A 20,937-nucleotide genomic window follows, 5' to 3' on the forward strand; every position below is an offset into this window, starting at 1 on the left:
ATGGGGGAGACCTTCCGTTTCAGGAACGTCAGCGGGCCGGTGAACGCCGGGAGCGGCACACAGTACGTGGGCGGACATCACCAGACCGCCGGTCGGGACATCCACGGCGTCGCGGGACACCAGCTCGCCGGCCAGGGCCTCCACGCCGACCTGGACGCCATCAGGAGCGCCCTGGACGAGCTGAGGCTGTCCGCGGCCGAACGCCGGAGCGCGGAGCGCGAACTGTCCGCGGTCGAGGACGCGGTGGGCGGAGAGACGCCTGACAGGGAGCAGGCCGGCCGGCACCTCCAGGAGCTCACCTCAGGGCTGGAGCGCGCCGGAGCACTCGCCGACGCCGGCACCACGTTGATCGACGCCCTGAGCCGCATCGCCCAGTGGCTCGGCCCGCTGGGCGCCGGAGTGCTCGCCCTCCTCGGCCACTGACGCCCAGGAGCCCGGCCGTGCCGCCCGACTGGGAGCACGTCCGAACTCCCTGCACGAATCGCCCCTTCGCCGAGCCCGCAGCCGTATGCGCCGGCCCGCCCATGCCGCCGCTCGGCAGGAACCCGGCCCTGAGGATGACCCCCATCCAGGAGGATGGGGACATGACGCACTACAGCAGGCTCTACAAGGTTGTGATCGACGTCCCGGAGGGTGATCACGACAAGGAGATGACGTTCTGGCAGGAGGCGACCGGTCAGACGCTGACCCAGTTCGAGCGATACCCGGAGTACCACGGCGCTTTCTTACCTGGTGACGTGTTCGCCCTGCTCGTGCAACGACTCGGGACGGGCCCCGCACGCGTGCATCTCGACATCCACACCGACGACCTGGAGGCGGAGACCGCACGCCTGGAGGCCCTCGGGGCCCGACGGCTGCGGCTGGTCAACGATCATTGGTGCGTCATGGAGGACCCCGCCGGACTGCCCTTCTGCGTCATCCCCCAGCCCCCGGGCTCCCTGAACGACCAGAACGCCCAACGCTGGGACGACTGACACCGCCTGACCGGCGGCGGAGCACACCTCCCCTGGAACGCCCCGTCTCCGCCGCCTTGGCGATCCGGTCAGCCGGTGGAACGAGCCGACTCAGGGCTCATCGCGAACCGGTGTCACGCCCCAAGCAACGCAGACCGACGTCCCCCACCCAGCCGAATCCGAGCCGCCGTCCCCACATCACCTTCATCATCCGTGGGCGGCACCGCCACTCGGTCGCCGCGCCTCGGGGCTCACGCCAAAACCTCAACCGGCCCGAAGTCGCCCGTGATGGCCTTGCGAGCCTCGGCGTAGCGTGCGGGATCCGCCTTGATGCGGGCTGTTGCCCGCCACCCGGCGATGACCTCCTGCGTCGTGGTGTCGACTTCCAGCTCAGCAGCGTCGGAAAGAGCCTCGACCAGTTCGAGGGTGAAGGCGCGCAGTTCGTCCACCGTGAGGTGGCGAACCCAGGGAAAGACCTCGGGCATGGCGACGACCAGCGTGCGCGCGGCGGGGTCGTGCTTGAGCAAGGTGAGGAACAGACGTGACGCCGTGGTCAGAGTCCGCTCCTCCAAGAGTCGGCGGCTCGTCTCCTCCCGATGCTCGGCCGTATCCCGTCGTGATCGGCCTTCCCTCTTCCGCTCGCCCAGCGAGATGCCATTCTTCGGTATCCGCGCCTCAGAGCTGCTCTCCCAAAGATTTCTGGAGGCGGGTGCCGGCATGCGCGGGCGAAGCCTGCGCCTGGATAAGGACGTCTTCGCGGAGCGAAGGCCTCCAGGGGTCGGGACCAGGCCCGACTGGGGGCGACGCCTGAGCTCTCTGAGCGCGAAGCGCCCAGGCGAAGACCGTGCGCGCCGCCAGGCGCGCCCCCAAGGCGAACAGCCCGAGCGGAGCGAGGACCGCTCGGGGCGGGCTCCAGCAGGCCCACCCCGGAATCGGGCGACGGGTGGGTGGCCTAGCCGAAGGTCCAGGCCAGGTGGGTCAGGGCGGCTTCGGCGTAGTGGTGGGGGCCCGTGCTCAGGCCGTACGCCAGGTCCTCGATGAGTGCGCATCTCGCGTAGAAGAGGACCCGGGCGCGGTCCGCCTCGTCCAGGGCGAAGGCGTAGTGCGACACCGTCAGCTCGAAGATCTCCGGGCCCAGGTCGCGGTAGATCAGGGCGAAGTCGTGGGCCGGGTCGGTGAGGGCGGCGTCGGTCCAGTCGATGACGCCGGTGATCGTGCTGGTGGCCGCGTCCGCCAGCAGGTGCTCGGTGCCCAGGTCGTTGTGGCAGAAGCGGAGCTCGCCGGTCTCGTCCGGCGGCGGTTCCCGGAGGAAGCGCTCCACCAGGTGGCGCTGTTCCTCCGGGACGTGGGCCTCGACGTCGCGGTAGTCGAGCTCGGCGTCCTGGAGGAGGGTCAGCGCCGGGTAGGTGTCCAGCGGTGCGAGGTCGCGCATCCTGTCAGGAGAGGCGCCGTGCAGGGCGCTGAGGAACTCGGCCAGGGGCTGGGCCAAGAGCCGGGGGTCGGCGGCGGGGTGCCGGTTGAGGGGCTCGCCCGGGAGCTTGCTGTACGCGATCGCCCCCGACTCGTCGTCGGCGAAGACCACCTCGGGGACCGGTAGCGGGGACAGCTCCCTGACGGCCGCCAGGCGGGCGACCTCCTGGCGGTTCTCCTCGGGGGTCGTCGCCTTGTTACGCCGTACCAGTAACTCGTTGTTGACCTCGTACACCGTGTTGTCGAGGCCCTGGCCCAGCCGATCGATGGAGCGCACCCGATAGTCGGGGAGATGGCGGGCCAGCAGCGCGCGGATTTCGCCAGTCACACCCCGCAGCCTAAGCCCCCGCTACTTGAGGGCTCCAGAGGTCAGGCCGCTCTGGATCTGACGTTGGAAGACCGTGTAGACCGCCAGCATCGGCAGGATCGCCAGGGTCAGGGCGGCGAAGAGGGCCGACCAGTCCTGGTCGTATCCGGCGGCGGTGGAGATGTCGGCGATGCCCATGGGGAGGACCCACTTGTCGCGCTCCTGCAGCAACACCAGGGGCAGCTGGTACTGGTTCCACTGGCCCAGGATGTTGAAGATCGTGATGCTGATGATGCCCGGCTTGGCCATCGGCAGCATGATCTGGAAGAAGACGCGGGTGTGCGACGCGCCGTCCACCATCGCAGCCTCCCCCACCGCCGTGGGCAGCGTGCGGAAGAACGCCGACAGGAAGAAGACCGTGAACGGCATCGAGTACGCGATGTAGACCAGGACCAGGCCCGCGTGCGTGTTCAGGCCGATGAAGGGGCCGATGAGCGGCACGTTGCCCATGTTCTGGACGACGAAGAAGAGCGGGGTCAGGGCCAGGTAGACGGGAAAGGCCAGACCCGAGACGAAGAGCAGGTAGATCGCCCGGTTGCCGCGAAAGGGATAACGCGCCAGCACGTACGCCGCCATCGACCCGATGAGCATCGTCCCGAACGTGCTGAACGCCACGACGATGACGCTGTTGAGCATGTACTGCCCGATGTGCGCCTGTTCCCAGGCCCTGGCGAAGTTGTCCCAGTGCAGCGTGGCCGGCAGCGACCAGGCGTCACCGAAGATCTCGTCCTCGCTCTTGACCGAGGCCAGGAACGTCCACAGGATCGGCACGATCACCAGCAGCGCCCAGACCAGCAGCGCGACATGCGTCAGCACGCCGAGCGGGCCGAGCCGCCGCTTGCGCTCCTGGCGGGCGATCTTCCGGGACGTCGCCGCCGTCCACGAGATCATCGTTGTCATCAGTACTCGATTCGTTCGCGCCGCGAGAGGCGCAGCGAGAGGATCGCGAAGCCGACGGTGAAGAGGAACATGATCACGCCCAGCGCCGAGGCGTAGCCGAAGCGGAAGTACTGGAACGCGTTGCGGTAGATCTCGGCGGCCATGACCGTGGTCGACCAGTCGGGGCCGCCGTGCTGGTCGGTCATCACCCAGACGATCGCGAACACGTCCAGCGCCACGATCCCCAGATAGACCCAGGCCACCTGGACGGTGTCCCAGAGCAGCGGCAGCGTGATGCGGAAGAACAGGCTCACCCGGCCGGCCCCGTCGATCTGTGCGGCCTCGAACATGTCCCTGGGGATGGAGGCCAGGCCGGCGGAGAAGAGCACCACGTAGAAGCCGACCGCCTGCCACACCATGACGCCCAGCACCGACCAGAACGCCACGTCGGGATCGGACAGGAAGCCGATCGGCTTGACCCCGAGCGCCATCAGCGGGCCGTTCAGCATGCCGCTGCCGTCCGGCCGGAACACCTGCTGGAACAGCACCGCCACCACCGCGACGGCCAGGACCTGCGGGAAGAAGAACACCACGCGGTAGAACTTCGACCCGCGGATCCCCGACGTGCCCTGCGCGCCGCCCACGTTGAGGAGGAAGGCGAAGAACAGGGCGATGACGATCGTGATCAGCGGCAGCAGCACGAGCAGCGCGCCGTTGTGCGTGACGGCCTTCCAGAACGTGCCGTCGCCGAAGAGCCGCTTGAAGTTGTCCAGGCCGATGAACGTGGGCGTGGCCGTCACGCCGCGCCAGTCGGTCATCGCGATGTAGAACGCCTGGATGTACGGCGAGATCACGTAGACCAGGTAGAGGATCACCGGGGCTGCCAGGAACGAGGTGATGAACAGCCCGCGGCGATACCTGTTGAACATCATCAGCGCTTGTACTTCTTGATCGAGGAGTCGTTCTTGATCTCGTCGGCCTTCTTCTGCAGGCGCTCGAGGTAGGCGTCCGGCTTGAGCCCGCCGGTCATCAGCTCGCCGGTGGCGGCGATGGCCTCGTCCTTGAGCTGGGCGTACCAGGTCTGCCAGCGGTAGTAGACGACGTTCGTGCCCGCGGCGGCGAACGCCTTGGTCGCGCTCTCGGCGCCCGGCGACAGCTGCCGTCCCTCGCCCGCGCCCTTGACCACGGAGACCGTCTTGACCATCTCGCTGAAGTCGCCCGCCGCCTTCTTCGACAGCATGGCCCGCAGGTACTCCATGCCGCCCTGCGGGTTGGGGGACTTGGAGGGCACGATGAAGTTCTCGCTCGGCTGGCTGTGCAGGGTGCCGTACGGCAGCTTGTCCGAGCTGCCGAAGTCGGGGATCGGGAACATCCCGTACTCGAAGTCGGCCGGGGTGGTCGTCTTCTGCTCGTTCTCCAGCCAGGAGCCGGAGGGCAGCATGGCGACCTTGTACTTGTTCTGGGCCGTCTGGGTCTGCACGTGGTCGAGGCCGGCGGTGCCCTCCATGAGGTACTTGGCGCCGATCTCCGCCCAGGCGGTGGCCGAGGTCTTCATGGCGTCGCTCTTCCAGGCGCCGTCCTCGAGGTTGTCGATGTTGACGAGCACCTCGGCGCCGCCGATCTTGGCGGCCATGGTGAGCAGCGGCTCGTACAGGTACTGCGGGAACTTCCCGGCGTAGGTGAAGGGCGCCATCTTGCCGGACTTCTTGATGGTCTCGCAGAGCTTGAGGAACTCGTCCCAGGTCTTCGGGGCCTCCCAGCCGTTGTCGCGGAAGGCCTTCTGCGAATACCAGATGCCGAAGATGTAGTTCACGTAGCCGAGCACGCTGAAGGTGCCGTCGTACGTGCCGAGGTCGATGACGGCCTGGTCGATGGTGTCGCGGACCTTGGTGTTCGGGTCGTCCCAGCTGGGCGCGTCGAGCAGCGGGGTGAGGTCCTGGAGCTGGCCGTCCTGGGCGAGCGCGCCGAAGTCCATGGCGTTGGCGCCGGAGTTGTCGATCACGTCCGGCGGGTTGCCACCGGCGAAGCGCGGCTGGAGGACCTTGGTGATCTCCTTGGTCGCGCTGTGCTTGATCTCGACGTTCGGGTGCTTGCTCTTGAAGAGCGGCTGGTGGATGTTCTTGGCGTAGTCCTGGCCGAAGCCGCCGTCGAAGATCCACACCTCCAGCGGCTTGTTGTCCGCCATGCCGAACGGGTTGGCCGCGCTGGTCGCGACCGGCGCCGCCGAGGACGACGCGGTGGGCTTGGCGGCCGGCGTGGCGCAGGCGGCCAGCGCCCCCGCCACGGGTACGAGTGCGGCGCCGCGAAGGAGCTCACGTCGGCTGATATGGGGGGTGTTGGGCATATGACTGCTCCTGACTTGTCTATGATCCGCGTCGGATACGGCCTGCGTAGCGGCTCTCCAGCGCCTTGTTGTGCTCGTCGCCGCCGGTCACGTTGACCGACATGTAGATCGGGGGCGTCTCGCCCATGGCCACGAGCTCGTCCACCGCCCGGGTGACCACCATCTGCGCGAGCAGCGCGGAGGTGACCGTGGACACGGCTCCGTACGTGCCGCCGCCGGGCAGCTCGAGAATGGCGTCGCCGTACGGCGCCCCGTTGTCCAGCACGACGTCGGCCAGGTCGAGCAGCTTGCGGCCCGACGGGTGGCGCGAGGTCATCTGAGTGCTGTGCTTGACCGAGGTGAGCGCGATCAGCGGGTGCCCGCGCTCCTTGACGAGCGTGGCCAGCTCGACGACCGTGCCGTTCACGCCGGAGCTGGAGATCAGCACGAACACGTCCTGCGGCGCCACCGGCGCCAGGTCGTAGATCTCGTGCGCGATGGCCGGGTCGCGCTCCAGCTCGGAGGTCAGCACGCCGGGCGCGTGGCCTCCGTACAGGACGAGGTCCCTGGGCGAGAGGCGGTTACTGGGGACGAGGCCGCCGGCCCGTCCGGCGATCTCCATGGCGATGGCCTCGGAGTGCCCCGAGCCGAACGCGTTGACCACGCCGCCCGCCCGGATCGAGGCCACGATCAGCGCGGCCGCCTCCCGTACCGGCTCGGCCTGGCTCTCCGTGACCTGGCGTGCCAGATCGAGGACCTCGGTTGCGTACGTCATTCAGCCTCTCTCCACCCGATGGCTCTCCACGGCGCTGATCGTGCGCTCGAACGCCTCGTTGGTGCGTTCGTAGGTGCTCTGGGCCACCGCCACGTACACGGCGTCCAGCACGAACAGCTGCGAATGGACGGCGGCCAGCCCGCCGAGCCGGAACGTGGTCTCCCTGCTGGCCGTGGTCAGCACCAGGTCTGCCAGCTCGGCCAGCGGCGAGCGGGCGAAGGAGGTGACCGCGACCGTCAGCGCGCCGTGGCTGCCGGCCTCGGCCAGCGCCTCCATGACCTCGCGGGTGCGGCCCCGGTGGCTGATGCCGATGGCCACGTCGCCGTCCTTGAGCAGGGCCGCCTCCGACAGGGCCACGTGCGCGTCGCCGGCGCTCCAGCCGGGCACGCCGATGCGGCGCAGCCGGCCCTCGAACATGGCCGCGACGTTACCGCTGGTGGAGACGCCGACCAGGAGCACGCGCGGCGCGGCCACGATCGCGTCGGCCACCTTGGCGACGATGTCGAGGTCGAGCTGCGCGGCGGTGTCCTGGATGAGCCTGGCGTCGGCGGCGGCCATCACCTCGATGGCCGAGTCGAGCGGGTCGTCGGGGCCGATCTCGTGGCCGACGCCCGCTCCCCACCCCGCCTGCGCGGCCCGGCCGGTCTCGGTGGCGAGCGCGACGCGCAGCTCGGCGTACCCCGAGAAGCCGAACGCCCGGCAGAACCTCGTCACGGTCGCCGGCGAGCTGCCGGCCCGCTCGGCGAGCGCGATGATGGTCGAACGCGCCGCCTCGGCAGGATCGCCGAGAATCACCTCGCCGACCCTGCGCAAAGCTTCCGGCAAACCGGGTAGTTCTGTTTCGACGCGCCCAAGCGCTCCTGAAGTCACGAATATTCCTTCCGAATACCCGGTCTTCTGGCGAAAATTATTCTTGCTTCCGGTCCGCGTCAACCCCCAGACTCGGACCGTGACTGAATCGCTAGTGGTCGGTGTCGACGCCGGGGCCACGTCCACGCGGGTCGCCGTCCACGCGCTCGACGGCACCAGGGTCGGCTACGCCCGGGCCGGCGCGGGCAATCCCACTGCTCACGGGCTGGGCAAGGCGGTGGCCAACGTGGCCGCCGCGCTCGGTGAGGCGCTGGGGACGCATGACGGCCGGCGGGTCGTGGCGTCGCTGACCGGGGTGGCGGGGCACGTGGCGGAGATGGTGCCCGAGCTGGCGAAGGTCTGGGCCGGGCACGGCATCGCGGAGGGGCCGCGCTACATGGGCGACACGCCGATCGCCTACGCCGCGGGCTCGCCGGAGCCCGACGGCTCGCTGCTGCTGTCGGGCACGGGGGCGGTGGCGGCCAGGATCGTGGACTTCCGGCTCGACGCCATCGCCGACGGGCTGGGCTGGCTGCTGGGTGATGAGGGGTCGGGCTTCTGGATCGGCCGCCAGGCCGTCAAGGGGGTGGTCGAGGTCTTGGACCGCGGCATGCCAGTCCCGCCCGACGACCGCATCAAGGGCGGCGGCATGTTGGCCGAGCTCGTGGTCGAGCATTTCCTCGGCGACGACCGACCCGCCGCGCCGCGTGCCGTCGCCGACCGCATCGTACGGCTGGCGCAGGCCGACCACATGCGGCTGGCCGCGCTGTCCTCGCTGGTCAGCCAGGCGGCCGAGGCAGGCGACGAGGCGGCGCTCCAGGTCACGCGGGAGGCCGCCGAGCGCCTGGTCGCCACGCTCGGACGCGTACACGTGTCCGGTCCGGTGGTGCTCGCCGGAAGCGTGCTCACCAGCGAGGGTCCGGTACGCCAGGCGGTGGTGAAGCTGCTGGCGGACAAGAACGTCACGACCGCGGGGGACGCGGCGGGCGCGGCGGCCTGGCTGGCGGCCCGGGACCTGCTCCCGGAGGCGGGCGCTAAGGCCCTGCACGCCGCGTTCACCGCCGTCAGCCCTTGACGGCCCCCGCCGTCATCCCGGTGCCCACCCGGCGCTGCAGGAACAGGAAGAGCAGCAGCGCGGGCAGCGCGAACAGGCTGGCGGCGGCCATCGTGGCGCCCCAGTCCGTGCCGAAGACGTCGCGGAACGACGACAGCCACACCGGCAGCGTGCGCTTGTCCTGGTCCTTGATGATCAGCACGTTCACGAACGCGAACTCGTTCCACGCCGTGATGAACCCGAACAGCGACGTAGCCATCAGCCCGGGCGCCAGCAGCGGGAACACCACCCGCCGGAAGGCGGCCAGGCGGCCGCACCCGTCCACCTGCGCCGCCTCCTCCAGCTCCGGCGGGATCGCGGCCAGGAACCCGCGCAGCGTCACGATCGTGAACGGCAACGTGATCATGAAGTAGACGCCGGTCAGCATCGCCAGCGAGTCCAGCAGCTCGGTGTCCCTGGCGATGATGAACACCGGCACCAGCAGCGCCTCCCACGGCGCCATCTGCGCCGCGAACACCGCGATCACGAACGCCCCTCTCCCCCGCCAGCGCATCCTGGCCACCGCGAACGCCGCCAGCAGCGCCGTCACCAGCGCGACCAGCACCGCGACCACGGTGACGACGAAGCTGTTGCGCCAGTAGGTCCAGAACCCCGGCGCGTTCACCGCCGTCACGAAGTGCTCCAGGGTCGGGTGCGCCGGCCAGAACGTCGGCGTGGCCGCCTGGATCTCCCCGGTCGGCTTGAACGCGGTCAGGAACATCCAGTAGACCGGGAAGATCGTCATCACGAGCACGACGACCGCGGCCGCGTTGAGCGTCAGCCTCTTCACTGGCGGACCATCCTTCGCAGGTTGCTGACCAGGGCGACGGCGAGGATGACGACGGTGAGCATGGCGACCGCCGAGCCCAGGTCGTACCGGTGCAGCACCCGGGCGATCTTGAACGCGTACACCGGAAGGGTGGTCGTGGCGCCGTCCGGGCCGCCCTGGCTGAGCACCCAGATCTGCGGGAAACACTTGGCCACCCAGATCACCTCCAGCGAGGCGACCAGGGCGAACAGCTGCCGCAGCATCGGCAGGGTGACCTTCCAGAAGACCTGCCGGCCGGTGCCGCCGTCGATCCGGGCGGACTCGTACAGCTCCACCGGGATGGTGGTCAGCCCGGCATAGAGGGTGAGAGCGGCGAACGGCACCGACTGCCACACGACGAGGACCACGAGCACGGCGAACGTGGCCGTGCCGTCGGCGAACCACGGGTAGCCGCGGAAGGAGTCGAACCCGAGCGCGACCAGCAGCCAGTTCACCACGCCGAGCTCCGACTGGAACAGCCACTGGAACACCGTCGTGGCGGCGATGATCGGGGTGGCCCAGGCCAGGGCGAGGGCGCTCATCAGGGCCAGGCGCAGCCCGCGGCGCAGGCGGGCGAGCATCAGCGCCACGCCGGTGGACAGGACCACGATCAGCACCACGTTGATCGCGGTCCACCCCAGCGTGCGCCACAGCACCCGCCAGAACTCCTCGCCGGCCAGCAGTTCGGCGTAGTTGTCCAGACCGGCGAAGGCCGCGCCGCCCCTGATCAGCTCCCCCATGCGGAAGTGCTGGAAGGAGATCACCGCGGCCTTGAGCATCGGGTAGAGCAGGAGGAAGGCCCCGCCCGCCACCGTGGGCGCGATGAGCAGGTAGGGCCACGGGCTCCTGGTGCCGCGCATTCAGGACCCGCTGTTCAGGGTCGTGGTGATGGACTCCGAGACCTTCTTCGCCTCCGTCGCGGGGTCGGCGCCGGTGAGCACGGCGGTCATGTACTGCTTGATCACGGAGGTGGCCTCGACGGCGGCCCAGTTGGGGGTGTTCGGGGTGGCGCGGCCGCCCGCGGCGCCCTTCGCCATGGCCGCGGTGCCCTCGTCGCCGTCCAGCACGCCGGCCAGCGAGGTGCGGTTGGGCACGAAGCTCATCGTCTTGGCCAGCTCGGTCTGGAACTGCTCCCCGGACAGGGCTCTGACCAGCTCGTACGCCGCCTCCTGGCGCTTGGACGCGGCCGGGACGATCAGGTCGGAGCCGCCCGTGAAGACGGTGCCGGGCCTGTCGGCCGTCTTGCCCGGGATGGTGAAGAAGCCCATCTTGTCCTTCAGCTTGGGGTCCACCTCCAGGACGCGGGCGGCGATGCCGGGGACGGCGATGATCTGGGCCACCTTGCCCTGGGCGAAGACCTCGTGCTGGGGCGGGTTGGCCTCGTCGGCGTCCTTGGGGCCCTTGCCGAGGGCCTGGAGGCGCTTGTAGAAGTCCATGCCGGCCAGGGCCTGCGGGGTGTCGAGGGCGCCCTTCCACTTGCCGCCCTCCTGGACGGCCAGGTCGCCGCCCTCGTCCCAGATGAAGCCGGCCAGGGCGTACCAGGTCTGCCCGGTCAGATAGATACCCTGATTTCCGTTTTTATTTAGTTTTGCGGTGATATTTAGCCATTCATCCCGCGTTTTCGGGGGCTCCTTGATGCCGGCCCCGGCGAACAGGTCCTTGTTGTAGACGACCACGCGGTTGGCGGCGTACCAGGGGATCCCGTACTGCTTGCCGTCGACCTTGCCCGGCTGGGCCAGGCCCGGCAGCCAGTCCTCGCCCTTGAGCTCGGCGACCTTGCCGGTCAGGTCGGTGACACCGCCGCTGGCCGAGTACTGGGCGACCTGGGTGTTGCCCACCTCGATCACGTCGGGGGCGTCGGTGCTGGCCAGGGCCGCGGTGACGCGCTCGCCGATGCCGTCCCACGCCTGGATCTGGATGTCGAGGTCCACGCCCTTGTGCGCCGCCTCGTACTCGGTCTCGAACTTCTTCAGCAGGTCCTGCGTGACGCTGCCGTCCATGATCCAGACGGTCAGCCTGGCGGGGCCCGCGGACGTCTTGGGCTCCTCGGCGGCGCCGCACGCGGCCACCGCGAACACGGCCGCCAGGGCCAGGATGCGGTTCTTCATGGCGATCCTTGTCACGGGTTGGGGACGGTGTCCGTGAAGGCGGTGCCGGCGGCGCGCAGGGAGGCGACGCGGCCGGTGACGTCGGCGGGCGGGACGACCTCGTTCTTGCTGTAGTAGAGCCAGTCCACCTGCTGCCGGTACGTACGCGTCCCCGTGGCGGCCTGAAGATCGATGAACCACTGGTTGAACATGATCCACATGGGCGTCTCGGGATAGTAGATGTCACCGTGGTCGGCGAACAGGCGGCCGTCCACGTAGTACCTGATCCGGCCGCCGGAGACCTGGATCACGAGGTCGTGCCAGCCGGCGAAGCTCGCGCGCTCCTCGGTGTGGGTGTTGACGGCCTGCCACGGGTCGGCCTGGTAGGTCTCCCAGCTGGTGGTGTAGAGGATGTTGGACGGCTCGCCCCAGCCGCCGTTCGGCAGGTACTCGAAGTCGAGCTCGCCGTAGTCGGGGTCCAGGTTGTAGCGCAGCGGGGTGATGGTGAAGAACGTCTGCACCACGTGCTCGCCGTCGGGGCCACTGGCCGGGGCGTCGCTGAAGCGGACCCGGGCGGCGTAGGTGCCCTCGAAGAACTTGCGGTTCGCGGTGGACAGCTCGGTCTGGACGGTGCCGGCGGCGGTGCCGTTCGTGGTGGAGTCGAGCGTCAGCAGGCCGCCGGGGAACGAGACCGCCGAGGGCGACCAGGTGGCGCCGGGCACGCCGGGGCCGCCGGAGCTGGAGCGCACCGTCCAGCCGCGCTGGGCGAGGCGCGGGTCGCTCGACCCCGTGTACGTGAAGTCGTCGAACAGCACCCCCGCCGAGCCCGTCGGGGGGACCGTGGGAGTGGGAGTGGGAGTGGGAGTGGGGCTGGGCTCGGTGCCGTTCGGCCGCCCCCACGCGAGCTGGCCGTTGACGTGGACGGTGACCTTGTCCCAGTTCGTGTAGGCGGTGTTGGACCCGTAGGAGTAGTCGTCGCTCTGCGTGAACGTCTGCCAGTCCGCGCGGTAGAAGCGCAGCTGCAGGTCGCCGGTGTTCGCGCCGGGGGCCAGGCTGCCGGAGGTGAAGCCGACCTCCAGGTACTGGTCGGCGCCCGACTGGCGGACGAACTGCCCGGTCACCGTCGAGCAGCCCACCACGGCCCAGGAGCAGGCGAAGCGGTAGGTCTCCGTGCCGGTCAGGTAGTAGCGGATCTTGACCTGGTTGAGCGGGATCGTGGTGGTGCCGTCGTTGAAGAGCTGGAGCCAGGGCTCGGCCTGGGCGGTGGTGGCTCCGGGAGCGCTGGTGCGGTACTGGAGGCGTACGGACTGCTGGGCGCTGGCCGGGGCGACCAGGGCCACGACGACGAGGACGAGAGGGAGAGCTAAGGAGAGGACAACTTTTCCGATATTTCGGTACATGGGGGGTTCTCCTTGCGAGGTCCGGCCCCGGAATCCGGGCATGCCGAACAGAGCTCGTGACAGCTTGCGGAGGACTCAGGCGCCGCGCCGGATGCGACCGGCGTACAGCGCCTCCAGCTTGAGGTTGTGGGCGTCACCCTCGGGGACGTTGGCCGACAGGTAGACCGGCGGCACCTCGCCCGCTTCGAGCAGGTTGCGTACGGTCTGGGCCACGACGAGCTGGGCCAGCAGCGCCGAGGTGATGGTGGAGACGGCTCCGACGGAGGCGCCCGCGTCGGGCAGGGGGAGCACGGCGTCGCCGTAGGGCGCCCGGTTGTCCAGGACGACGTCGGCCAGGTCGAGAAGCTTGCGGCCCGAGGGGTGGCGGGACGCGACGGCTTCGCCGTGGGCGCGCGAGGTGATCGCGATCAGGTCGTGACCGCGCTGCTTGACGAGCGTGGCCAGCTCGACGACCACGCCGTTGACACCCGAGTTGGAGATGATGACGAACAGGTCGCCGGGGTGGACGGGCGCCAGGTCGAGGATGGCGCGGGCGACGGACGGGTCGCGTTCGAGGTCGTAGCGGTCCAGCTCGGAGCGGGGGGCGTCGCCGTACAGGACGAGGTCCCTGAGCGCGAGCTTGCTGGTGGGCACGAGGCCGCCGGCGCGGCCGGCGATCTCCATCGCGACGGCCTCCGAGTGGCCGGAGCCGAACGCCTGGATGACGCCGCCCGCGCTCACCGCCTTGGTGAAGAGGCCGGCGGCTCGGGCGATCTCCGGATCTTCCGGGATCGTCCGGACGAGGTCGGCGATGTGCTGAGCGAACTTTGCTGGATCTACTGTCATAAATCCCCTTCCGGGAGCCGATGTCCGGCCACCGCCCGGACAGTCACGTCGAATGCCTGCCTGGTGCGCTCGTACGTGCGTTGGGCCACCGACACGTACACGACGTCGAGCACCAGGAGTTGCGAGTGGATCGCGGCGAACCCCTCCGACCGGAAGCTCGTCGCGCGGCTGGCCGTGGTCAGCACCAGCTCGGCCACCTCGGCCAGCGGGGAGCGCGGCTGCGAGGTGACGGCCACGGTGATCGCGCCGTGGCTGCTCGCCTCCGCGAGCACCTCGATGACCTCGCGCGTCCGGCCGCTGTGCGAGATCCCGATCGCCACGTCGCCCTGTCCGAGCAGCGCGGCGTCCGTCAGCGCGCTGTGGGCGTCGGACCTGCTCCAGGTCGGTACGCGCATGCGCTGCAGCCGGTACTCCATCTCGCTGGCCACCGCCGCGCTGCTCGACACGCCGAACAGCAGCACCCGCCCGGCCCTGGCCACCGCCTGGGCGGCCTTGTCCACCACGGCCAGGTCGAGCTGGTCGGCGGTCTCCTGGATCAGGCGGATGTCGTTGCCGGACACGACGCCGAGCACCTTGTCGAGGCTGTCGTCGGGGAGGATCTCCTGGCCGATGTCGGTGTGCCAGGTCTGCTGGGCCTTGCGGCCGGTCTCGGTGGCGACGGCCACGCGCAGCTCGGCGTACCCGGTGAAGCCGAGAGCGCGGCAGAAGCGCGTGATGGTCGCCGTGGACGTCCCGCTCCGCTCGGCCAGGTCGACGATGGTCAGCCGGGCGGCCTCGGCGGGCGCGGCCAGGATCACCTCGGCCACCTTGCGCAGCGCCTCGGGCATGTCACGCTGCTCGGCCTCGATGCGGTTGAGTAGTTCCACGCGATGAAAATTATGACCAGGATCTGGCGTCGTCAAGGCATTTGGGCAATAATTTTTGACATGCTGGTACTCGGGGTCGACGCGGGCGGCACCTCGTCGCGGGCCGCGCTGTTCACGGTGGACGGGGCGCCGGTCGGGCGAGGGCACGCGCCCGGCGCCAACCCGGTGACGCTCGGCATGGACCGGGCCTGCGCGCACCTGACCGCCGCCGTCCAGGAGGCGGCATCATCCTCGTTACCGCACGTCAGCACGGTGGTGATGGGGCTGGCGGGGAATCCCGCGGCGTGCCGGGAGCTGGCCGGGCGCGTCCTGCGCCCGCTCCTCCCCCAGGGCCTGCCGGTACGGGTCGTCGGCGACACCGTGACCGCGTTCGCGGCCGGCACCTCCTCGCCGTCGGGCACCGTCCTGATCTCGGGGACGGGGGCGATCGCGGCAAAAATTACCGATCACGAGCAGACGGCGACCGCCGACGGGTACGGGTGGCTGCTCGGGGACGAGGGCTCGGGCTTCTGGCTCGGCCACGCCGCCGCCCGCGCCACCGTCCGCGCCCTCACCGCCCTCACCGCCCTCACCGCTCGAAGCGCCGGGGGCGGGTTGCTGAGGGACCTCGTCGTCCGGCAGCTGCTGCCCGAAGGCGTGGGCGAGGATCCGGTCGCGCAGCTCGCGGCGGCGGTGCACGCCCGGCCGCCGCTGGCGCTCGCCGAGCTGGCGCCCCTCGTCAGCCGGGCCGCCGAGGCGGGCGACCCGGTCGCGCGGGCCCTCGTCGCCGAGGCCGCGGCCCGGCTGGCGGGCACCGCGGCCCGTGTGCACGAGCCGGGCCTGCCCATCGTGCTCGCAGGCGGCGTGCTCACGTCGGAGGGCCCGATCCAGCGAGCGGTCCACGACCTCCTGGCGGACGCCGTCACGGCGGGGGACCCGGCGGGGGCGGCGGCCTGGCTGGCGGCCCGGGACCTGCTCCCGGAGGCCGAGGCACGCGCCCGGCATGCCGCCTTCACCACCTGATCCCGGCTACTCGTCCAGGATCTTCGTGTCGCCGTAGACGGGGTTCTTCGGCAGTCGTTCCTTGGTCACCATCAGGCGCACGACGCCGGCCTTCTCCGACTGGACCTCCCAGACCATCCAGTCGTCGCCGACCTCGGCCGACTGCTGCTTCGGGTCCACCCCGTAGCCGTCGTTGTCCGGCGCGGGGGTGATGATCTGGAAGACCGCCTCGAGGCCGCGCCGGCGAACCTCGGCCATGACCTCGCCCACGGTCTTCCCGTCGGCGCGGTAGCCCGCCAGCATCTCGCCCTTCTTCATGGCCGAGCGCCAGTTCTGGTACCTCTCCCCCGGCCGCGCCGCCCGCCCCAGCCGGACCGAGGCCCAGCCGGTCCAGCCGCGGGCCACCTCGACGGTCATCGCGCAGCCCGCACTGCCGAACGCGCAGCCCTCGGGCGACGTGCCGTTGGTGATGGACTGGCCGTTGGGCGCCAGCCGACCGCTCAGCCGCATGCCCGTGATCTGGCCCACCTGGGTGGGAGACACCGGCACGACCTCCAGGTTCACGTTCAGGCCCACGGCCTTGAAGCCCTCGGTGTACTTGGCGTAGTCGGCGAACGGGTCCTTGATGGTGGCCACGTACATGTCGCCGCGCAGCTCGATGTCGATGGCGGAGCTGGCGTAGGAGGTGGCGGGGCCGCGCGGGCCGAGGACGGCGGGGGCGATCACGGCGGCCGCGGCGAGCCCGGTGACGGCCACGGCGCCCACGGCCAGGCGGGTACGCCACCGAGGGGTCCGACGGCGGGCGGGCTCGGCGGCGGGCTCCTCGGAGGTGATCGAGGAGAGGAGCGCCCGCGCCCCCGCGCCGGACGCCTGGCCCGCCAGATCCTCGTCGCGGACCCTGGCGAGGTGCTGCAACTCGTTCACGCGGACTCCATGATCAGGTAGTTGACGGTCACGCCCGCCGCGGCCAGCGCCTTGGAGAAGCGCTTGCGCGCCCGGTGGAGGCGGATGCGGACGGCGTTGCGCGAGCAGCCGAGCACTGTGGCGATCTGGGCCCGGTCCAGGCCCTCCCAGGCCACCAGCGAGATCAGCTCCCGGTCGTCCTCGGACAACTGCTCGAACGCCCGCGCGATCGCGCCCAGCTCGACGCTGGTCTCGGGCGAGTGCGCGTACAGGTCGGCGAGGTCGGCGTCGAGCTCCATGCTGTGGTTCCGGTGCCTGGCCTGGCCGCGGCGGTGGTTGGCCAGCACGTTCCTGGCCACCCCGTACAGCCACAATCTGGACGCGCCGCCCGGCGGCAGCGCGTCCATGCGGCGCCAGGCGATCGCGAACGTCTCGGCGACCACGTCCGCCGCGTCCTCCGGCGAGTCGCAGCGGCGCATGGCGTAGCCGAGTATGTGCTCGTACGTCTGCTGGTAAACGGCCTCGAACCGGTTTTTCCGGTCGTCATCCACGGGCGGTCCCCATGGTCGGCCTCCTCGGTCGTCGGGATCGGATCACCCCGTACATGTCGGAGGCCTCATGAGCATTTCAGCCGATTTTTCACCGTAGGAGCAGGGCGGCGCTCCCGTAGCTGCCCCCGAACCCCGTCACGAGGGCCACCTCACGCCCCTCACGCAGCTCCCTGACGGCCTGGGCCACGTTGTTCAGGCCGTGCACGTAGCCCTCCGAGAGCAGCCCGCCGTGCGGGTTCACCCAGGCGTGCCGGCGCTCCAGCAGGTACGGCCCCAGGTCCGCGCGCTCGACCAGCCCGAAGTCCTCCAGCTGCCGGGGCACGAGCCACGAGTAGGCGTCGTACGGCAGCGCCACTTCCACGTCCGACGGCCGCAGCCCGGACGCCTCCCAGAGCATGGGCGCCACGTACGCCGAGAAGATCGCGGTGACGTCCGGGGCGCGGTCCATCGACGAGCAGCCGGGGCCTCCTCCGCGGACGACCGCCCGCACGCGCGGCCCGTCGAGCACGCCGCTGACCACGAGGGCGCAGGCCCCGTCGGTCTCCTGGCAGCAGTCGACCGTGCGGAGGGGGGTGCTCACGTACGGCCGGGCGAGGTAGTCGGCGAGCTCCAGGGGTTCGCGGCGCAGGGCCCGGGGGTTGGCCTTGGCGTTCTCCCTGGACTGGGCGACGACCGCGTGCAGGTGCTCCTCCGTGAGGCCCGTGTCGTGCAGGTAGCGGGTCGCGGCCAGAGCGAACAGCGGGATCGGGCCCGCCAGCCCGTACGTGAAACGCTCCTGGGGGCCGGTGGAGACGGTGTTCATGCGCTTGCCGGAGCGGCCGTTGAGCGCCCGATAGACCACGATATTTCGCGCCAACCCGGCGTGTATGAGCATCGCCGCGTCGCCCAGGATCGACGCCGCCTGCGTGCCTCCCCCGGCGATGTCGTTGTGCCACCCGAGCCGCTCGATGCCCAGGGCCCGCGCGACCTGGACGACGGGGGCGGAGTCGTTCAGGTGGTAGCTGAGCACGGCGTCCACGTCACGCGGCCCGATGCCCGCGTCCGCGCACGCCGCCCGGCACGCCTCGACAGCCAGCTCCAGCTCGCTCCGTCCGGACTCCCTGGTCAGCGCCGTCATCCCGACCCCGGCCACCGCCGCCAACCCCGCAAACGGCTGCATCCGCCGCCTCCCGCGTCCATGGCCCGCTCTGTAGACGCACGCTAGCCCGCGCCAGCAGCTGGAGACAAGCGCTTGCTCGGCAAACACATCCAATCCGGAAATGTCGCCACCAGTGGATAACTGAATATCTTCACGGGAGGCAGGTCCTCTTGTAATACGGAGGAGTGATCAACCGATAAGCCCATCATCACGCTGAGGTGAGGGATGGATCTACGTTACGTCCGGTACGCGATGGCGATCGCCCGCGCGGGCAGTCTCCGCCGCGCCGCCACCGCGCTGCACATCGCACAGCCCACGCTGTCGGAGCAGCTCAGAGCCCTGGAGAAGGAGATCGGCGTCGAGCTGTTCAGCCGGTCGTCCAGCGGCGTGCAGCTGACCGAGGCGGGCGAGGCCTTCCTGGCCCAGGCCACCGTGGCGGTCGACGCCTTCGACCGCGCCGTGGCCGCCGCCAGGAACAGGGTCACGACCGCGCGCCTGGGCGTGGCCGACGGGCTGGCGGACGTGGTGGCCCGGCTGCTCTCCCAGCTCCAGACCTCCAACCTGCGCGTGGCCCCCATGGGGACGGCCGAGCAGATCGTCTCCATCGCGGACGGCACCCTGCAGGCGGGGCTCGGCTACGCGCCGGGCTCGCTGCCCAGGGGGGTGGCCCGCATGCTGGTCCACCGTTTCCCGGTGCGTGCCCTGCTCCACCGCGATCACCCCCTGGCGTCGTACGAGGCGCTGTCGCTGGCGGACCTGGCGGGCGAGCCGCTGGTGATGCCGGAGTCCGACGCGGTCGCCGGGGCCCGCCGCTTCCTGGAGGGGTTCGTACGGCACCGCCTCCACCCCCGCCTCGGCCCGGCCGCGGCCACGCACGACCTGGTCATCAACATGGTGGAGGAAGGCGCGGGCTACGCGCTGTGCGTCCACGAGGGCACCACCATCCCCGACACACTTGCATTTGTCCCTATAAAAGAGGATGTGCCGCCGCTGGAGGTGGTCTTCCTCTGGAACCGCCAGACGGACGTCCACGAGCTCCTCAGCGCCGCCCGGCACCTCGCCCGCTCTGGATAGCGCTATTATCTAGCGATGCGCATCTCCGAACTCAGTGCCAAGTCCGGTGTGGCCATTCCGACGATCAAGTACTACCTCCGCGAGTGCCTGCTGCACCCGGGCGAGCAGACAGCCGCGACCAGAGCCGAGTACGACGATTCCCACCTGCGCAGACTCCGCCTGATCCGAGCCCTGCTCGAAGTGGGCCGGCTCCCCGTCGCCTCGATCAAGAAGATCATCGAGGCCGTCGAGGACGAGTCGCTCCCCGTGCACCTGCTGCTCGGCACCGCCCACTACGCCCTGAGCGCCACGGTCGAGCCCGAGCCCGGCGAGGAGTGGCAGACCGCCCGCGACGAGGTGGACCGTCTCGTCGCCGGCCAGGGCTGGGACGTCACGCCCACCGCCCCCGCCCGGGACGAGCTGGCCCAGACGATCGTCCGGATGCGCCAGCTCGGCCTGCCCGTCGACCTGAAGCCGTACGTCGAGATCGCGCAGAAGCTCGTCTCCGAGGTCGAGATGAACACCATCCCCTTCGACGGCCCGCGCGACGCCGCCGTGGAGGCCCTGGTGCTCGGCACCGTCCTGTACGGCAAGGCGTTCGAGGCGCTGCGCCGCATGGCCCAGGAGTCGGAGTCGGCCCGCCGCCTGTCCCCCTAGACGAGGCCGTTCTCGCGCAGCAGTGCGAGGTTGTTCACGGTGACGGCCCCGCGCCAGTCGAGCGCCCCGGCCGGGGAGATGCGCGCGTAGTCCACTTCCCATCCGCCGTCGTCCTTCTGCTGTCCCGCCAGCCGTACGAGGTCCGCCGCGATCACGTCGGGCTCGAAGAGGTCGCGGGCCGCCCCGCCCGGGTGGGGCGCGAAGTCCAGCGGCCGCAGCGTCTCGAACTCGGTGCCGCCCTCGACCGGCACCCGCCCGTCCGCGGGGATGTGCGCGGCCAGCCGCTTGAGCAGGTCGGCCGCCCTGGGCTGGGTGTCGTACACGGCGTCGAGGAAGCGCACCGCGAACGCCAGCACGTACGCGTGCGGCGCCTTGTCGAGCTCCTGGATCGCGTCGAGGCAGTAGCGCGTGGCCCGCTCCAGCCACGGATGCGCGGCGACGGCCGGGTCGTGGGCCGCGACGCGGTGGCCGGCGGCCGCCGAGATCGAGGTGATCTGCAGGGACGAGGTGTCCGCGTCGCCGCCCGCCCACCAGGGCGCGGTGGCCTCGCCGACGGTGAGCGGCAGCGAGAACGGCACCCCGCCGTCCGGCAGCGTGACCGAGTCCAGCCAGTCGCACAGCGCCGCGGCCCGGGGCGAGGTCACGGGCGCGACGTCCGCGAACACCTCGAAGGCGTGCAGCGCGGCCCCCGGCTGGCTCTCGGGTGAGCGCAGGTCCGGCTCCAGGCCCCAGCCGTAGCCGCCGTCGGGGTTGCGGTAGGCCTCCAGCGCGCCCAGCGCGGAGGCGGCGTCGCCGTCGCCCATGAGCAGGTCGTAGCGGCGGCGGTCCAGAACACGTGCGTGCCCGGCGAGGAAGCCGGGGATCGCGGAAAGGTTCACGTTCATGAACTCATCGTGCCCACGTCGGCGACATGCGGTCTTGTAAGTTCCGGACCGATCCGCCGGCGGTGAGAATGGGGC

General features: G+C 70.4%; 23 protein-coding genes. 6 read left to right on the plus strand and 17 right to left on the minus strand.

Features of this window, described 5'->3' with window-relative positions:
- Positions 1-423, plus strand: a complete 423-nt coding sequence (locus tag AB0J87_RS22295) for a hypothetical protein (protein ID WP_363967779.1) — start codon at positions 1-3, stop codon at positions 421-423.
- Between the two features lie 161 nt (positions 424-584).
- Positions 585-974, plus strand: coding sequence for a VOC family protein (locus AB0J87_RS22300; RefSeq protein ID WP_363967781.1), 390 nt, complete (start codon positions 585-587; stop codon positions 972-974).
- A 230-nt stretch (positions 975-1,204) separates the two neighbouring features.
- Here AB0J87_RS22300 and AB0J87_RS22305 read toward each other — a convergent pair whose 3' ends face one another.
- The 7 genes from AB0J87_RS22305 to AB0J87_RS22335 form a co-directional block, all read right to left on the minus strand.
- The gene (locus tag AB0J87_RS22305) at positions 1,205-1,480 is read right to left on the minus strand and encodes a hypothetical protein (RefSeq protein ID WP_363967783.1); all 276 of its coding nucleotides are present in this window, start codon (positions 1,478-1,480) and stop codon (positions 1,205-1,207) included.
- 425 nt (positions 1,481-1,905) lie between these two features.
- The gene (locus AB0J87_RS22310; RefSeq protein ID WP_363967785.1) at positions 1,906-2,751 is read right to left on the minus strand and encodes an aminoglycoside phosphotransferase family protein; all 846 of its coding nucleotides are present in this window, start codon (positions 2,749-2,751) and stop codon (positions 1,906-1,908) included.
- Between the two features lie 21 nt (positions 2,752-2,772).
- Positions 2,773-3,690 (minus strand): carbohydrate ABC transporter permease, encoded by a 918-nt coding sequence (locus AB0J87_RS22315; protein ID WP_363967787.1) that lies wholly within the window; start codon positions 3,688-3,690, stop codon positions 2,773-2,775.
- Positions 3,690-4,601 carry a sugar ABC transporter permease gene (locus tag AB0J87_RS22320; RefSeq protein WP_363967789.1) on the minus strand — a complete coding sequence of 304 codons (912 nt, stop codon included), beginning with the start codon at positions 4,599-4,601 and terminating at the stop codon, positions 3,690-3,692. Before AB0J87_RS22320 ends, AB0J87_RS22315 begins: the two co-directional genes overlap by 1 nt.
- Positions 4,601-6,013, minus strand: a complete 1,413-nt coding sequence (gene ngcE / locus AB0J87_RS22325; RefSeq protein ID WP_363967791.1) for an N-acetylglucosamine/diacetylchitobiose ABC transporter substrate-binding protein — start codon at positions 6,011-6,013, stop codon at positions 4,601-4,603. The genes AB0J87_RS22320 and ngcE overlap by 1 nt, the downstream gene beginning before the upstream one ends.
- Before the next feature lie 19 nt (positions 6,014-6,032).
- Positions 6,033-6,767: an SIS domain-containing protein gene (locus tag AB0J87_RS22330; protein ID WP_350724543.1), complete on the minus strand. Its 735-nt coding sequence runs from the start codon at positions 6,765-6,767 to the stop codon at positions 6,033-6,035.
- Positions 6,768-7,637: a MurR/RpiR family transcriptional regulator gene (locus tag AB0J87_RS22335; protein ID WP_363967793.1), complete on the minus strand. Its 870-nt coding sequence runs from the start codon at positions 7,635-7,637 to the stop codon at positions 6,768-6,770. It lies immediately after the preceding gene.
- 79 nt (positions 7,638-7,716) lie between these two features.
- Between AB0J87_RS22335 and AB0J87_RS22340 the strand changes: the two genes are divergently transcribed.
- Entirely contained in the window at positions 7,717-8,691 is a 975-nt protein-coding gene (locus tag AB0J87_RS22340; protein WP_363967795.1) for a BadF/BadG/BcrA/BcrD ATPase family protein, read from the plus strand.
- Here the strand turns inward: AB0J87_RS22340 and AB0J87_RS22345 are convergent.
- From AB0J87_RS22345 to AB0J87_RS22370, 6 genes are all read right to left on the minus strand, one after another.
- Positions 8,681-9,499 (minus strand): carbohydrate ABC transporter permease, encoded by an 819-nt coding sequence (locus AB0J87_RS22345; protein ID WP_363967797.1) that lies wholly within the window; start codon positions 9,497-9,499, stop codon positions 8,681-8,683. The two genes, AB0J87_RS22340 and AB0J87_RS22345, sit on opposite strands and share 11 nt — an antisense overlap.
- Positions 9,496-10,377: a sugar ABC transporter permease gene (locus tag AB0J87_RS22350; protein ID WP_363967799.1), complete on the minus strand. Its 882-nt coding sequence runs from the start codon at positions 10,375-10,377 to the stop codon at positions 9,496-9,498. Before AB0J87_RS22350 ends, AB0J87_RS22345 begins: the two co-directional genes overlap by 4 nt.
- Positions 10,378-11,625, minus strand: coding sequence for an extracellular solute-binding protein (locus AB0J87_RS22355; protein ID WP_363967801.1), 1,248 nt, complete (start codon positions 11,623-11,625; stop codon positions 10,378-10,380). It abuts the gene before it with no gap.
- 11 nt (positions 11,626-11,636) lie between these two features.
- Positions 11,637-13,004, minus strand: coding sequence for a cellulose binding domain-containing protein (locus AB0J87_RS22360; protein WP_363967803.1), 1,368 nt, complete (start codon positions 13,002-13,004; stop codon positions 11,637-11,639).
- Between the two features lie 75 nt (positions 13,005-13,079).
- On the minus strand, positions 13,080-13,829 hold the full coding sequence (locus AB0J87_RS22365) for an SIS domain-containing protein (RefSeq protein ID WP_350724531.1): 750 nt from the start codon (positions 13,827-13,829) through the stop codon (positions 13,080-13,082).
- Entirely contained in the window at positions 13,826-14,695 is an 870-nt protein-coding gene (locus tag AB0J87_RS22370) for a MurR/RpiR family transcriptional regulator (RefSeq protein WP_355201494.1), read from the minus strand. Before AB0J87_RS22370 ends, AB0J87_RS22365 begins: the two co-directional genes overlap by 4 nt.
- 60 nt (positions 14,696-14,755) lie before the next feature.
- Here AB0J87_RS22370 and AB0J87_RS22375 point away from each other — a divergent pair, with 60 nt between their 5' ends.
- The gene (locus tag AB0J87_RS22375) at positions 14,756-15,697 is read left to right on the plus strand and encodes a BadF/BadG/BcrA/BcrD ATPase family protein (protein WP_363967806.1); all 942 of its coding nucleotides are present in this window, start codon (positions 14,756-14,758) and stop codon (positions 15,695-15,697) included.
- A 6-nt stretch (positions 15,698-15,703) separates the two neighbouring features.
- Here AB0J87_RS22375 and AB0J87_RS22380 read toward each other — a convergent pair whose 3' ends face one another.
- From AB0J87_RS22380 to AB0J87_RS22390, 3 genes are all read right to left on the minus strand, one after another.
- On the minus strand, positions 15,704-16,600 hold the full coding sequence (locus tag AB0J87_RS22380; RefSeq protein WP_363967808.1) for a hypothetical protein: 897 nt from the start codon (positions 16,598-16,600) through the stop codon (positions 15,704-15,706).
- Positions 16,597-17,130 carry an RNA polymerase sigma factor gene (locus AB0J87_RS22385; RefSeq protein ID WP_363967810.1) on the minus strand — a complete coding sequence of 178 codons (534 nt, stop codon included), beginning with the start codon at positions 17,128-17,130 and terminating at the stop codon, positions 16,597-16,599. Before AB0J87_RS22385 ends, AB0J87_RS22380 begins: the two co-directional genes overlap by 4 nt.
- Positions 17,131-17,218: 88 nt before the next feature.
- Positions 17,219-18,289 (minus strand): acetyl-CoA acetyltransferase, encoded by a 1,071-nt coding sequence (locus tag AB0J87_RS22390; protein WP_363967812.1) that lies wholly within the window; start codon positions 18,287-18,289, stop codon positions 17,219-17,221.
- Between the two features lie 204 nt (positions 18,290-18,493).
- Here AB0J87_RS22390 and AB0J87_RS22395 point away from each other — a divergent pair, with 204 nt between their 5' ends.
- The gene (locus tag AB0J87_RS22395) at positions 18,494-19,342 is read left to right on the plus strand and encodes a LysR family transcriptional regulator (protein ID WP_363967814.1); all 849 of its coding nucleotides are present in this window, start codon (positions 18,494-18,496) and stop codon (positions 19,340-19,342) included.
- Positions 19,343-19,357: 15 nt separating this feature from the next.
- Positions 19,358-19,978 (plus strand): MerR family transcriptional regulator, encoded by a 621-nt coding sequence (locus tag AB0J87_RS22400; protein WP_363967816.1) that lies wholly within the window; start codon positions 19,358-19,360, stop codon positions 19,976-19,978.
- Here the strand turns inward: AB0J87_RS22400 and AB0J87_RS22405 are convergent.
- The gene (locus tag AB0J87_RS22405) at positions 19,975-20,862 is read right to left on the minus strand and encodes a hypothetical protein (protein WP_363967818.1); all 888 of its coding nucleotides are present in this window, start codon (positions 20,860-20,862) and stop codon (positions 19,975-19,977) included. The two genes, AB0J87_RS22400 and AB0J87_RS22405, sit on opposite strands and share 4 nt — an antisense overlap.
- Between the last annotated feature and the right edge of the window lie 75 nt (positions 20,863-20,937).

The organism is Nonomuraea sp. NPDC049625, from assembly GCF_040675285.1.
Classification (GTDB): Bacteria; Actinomycetota; Actinomycetes; order Streptosporangiales; family Streptosporangiaceae; genus Nonomuraea; species Nonomuraea angiospora_A.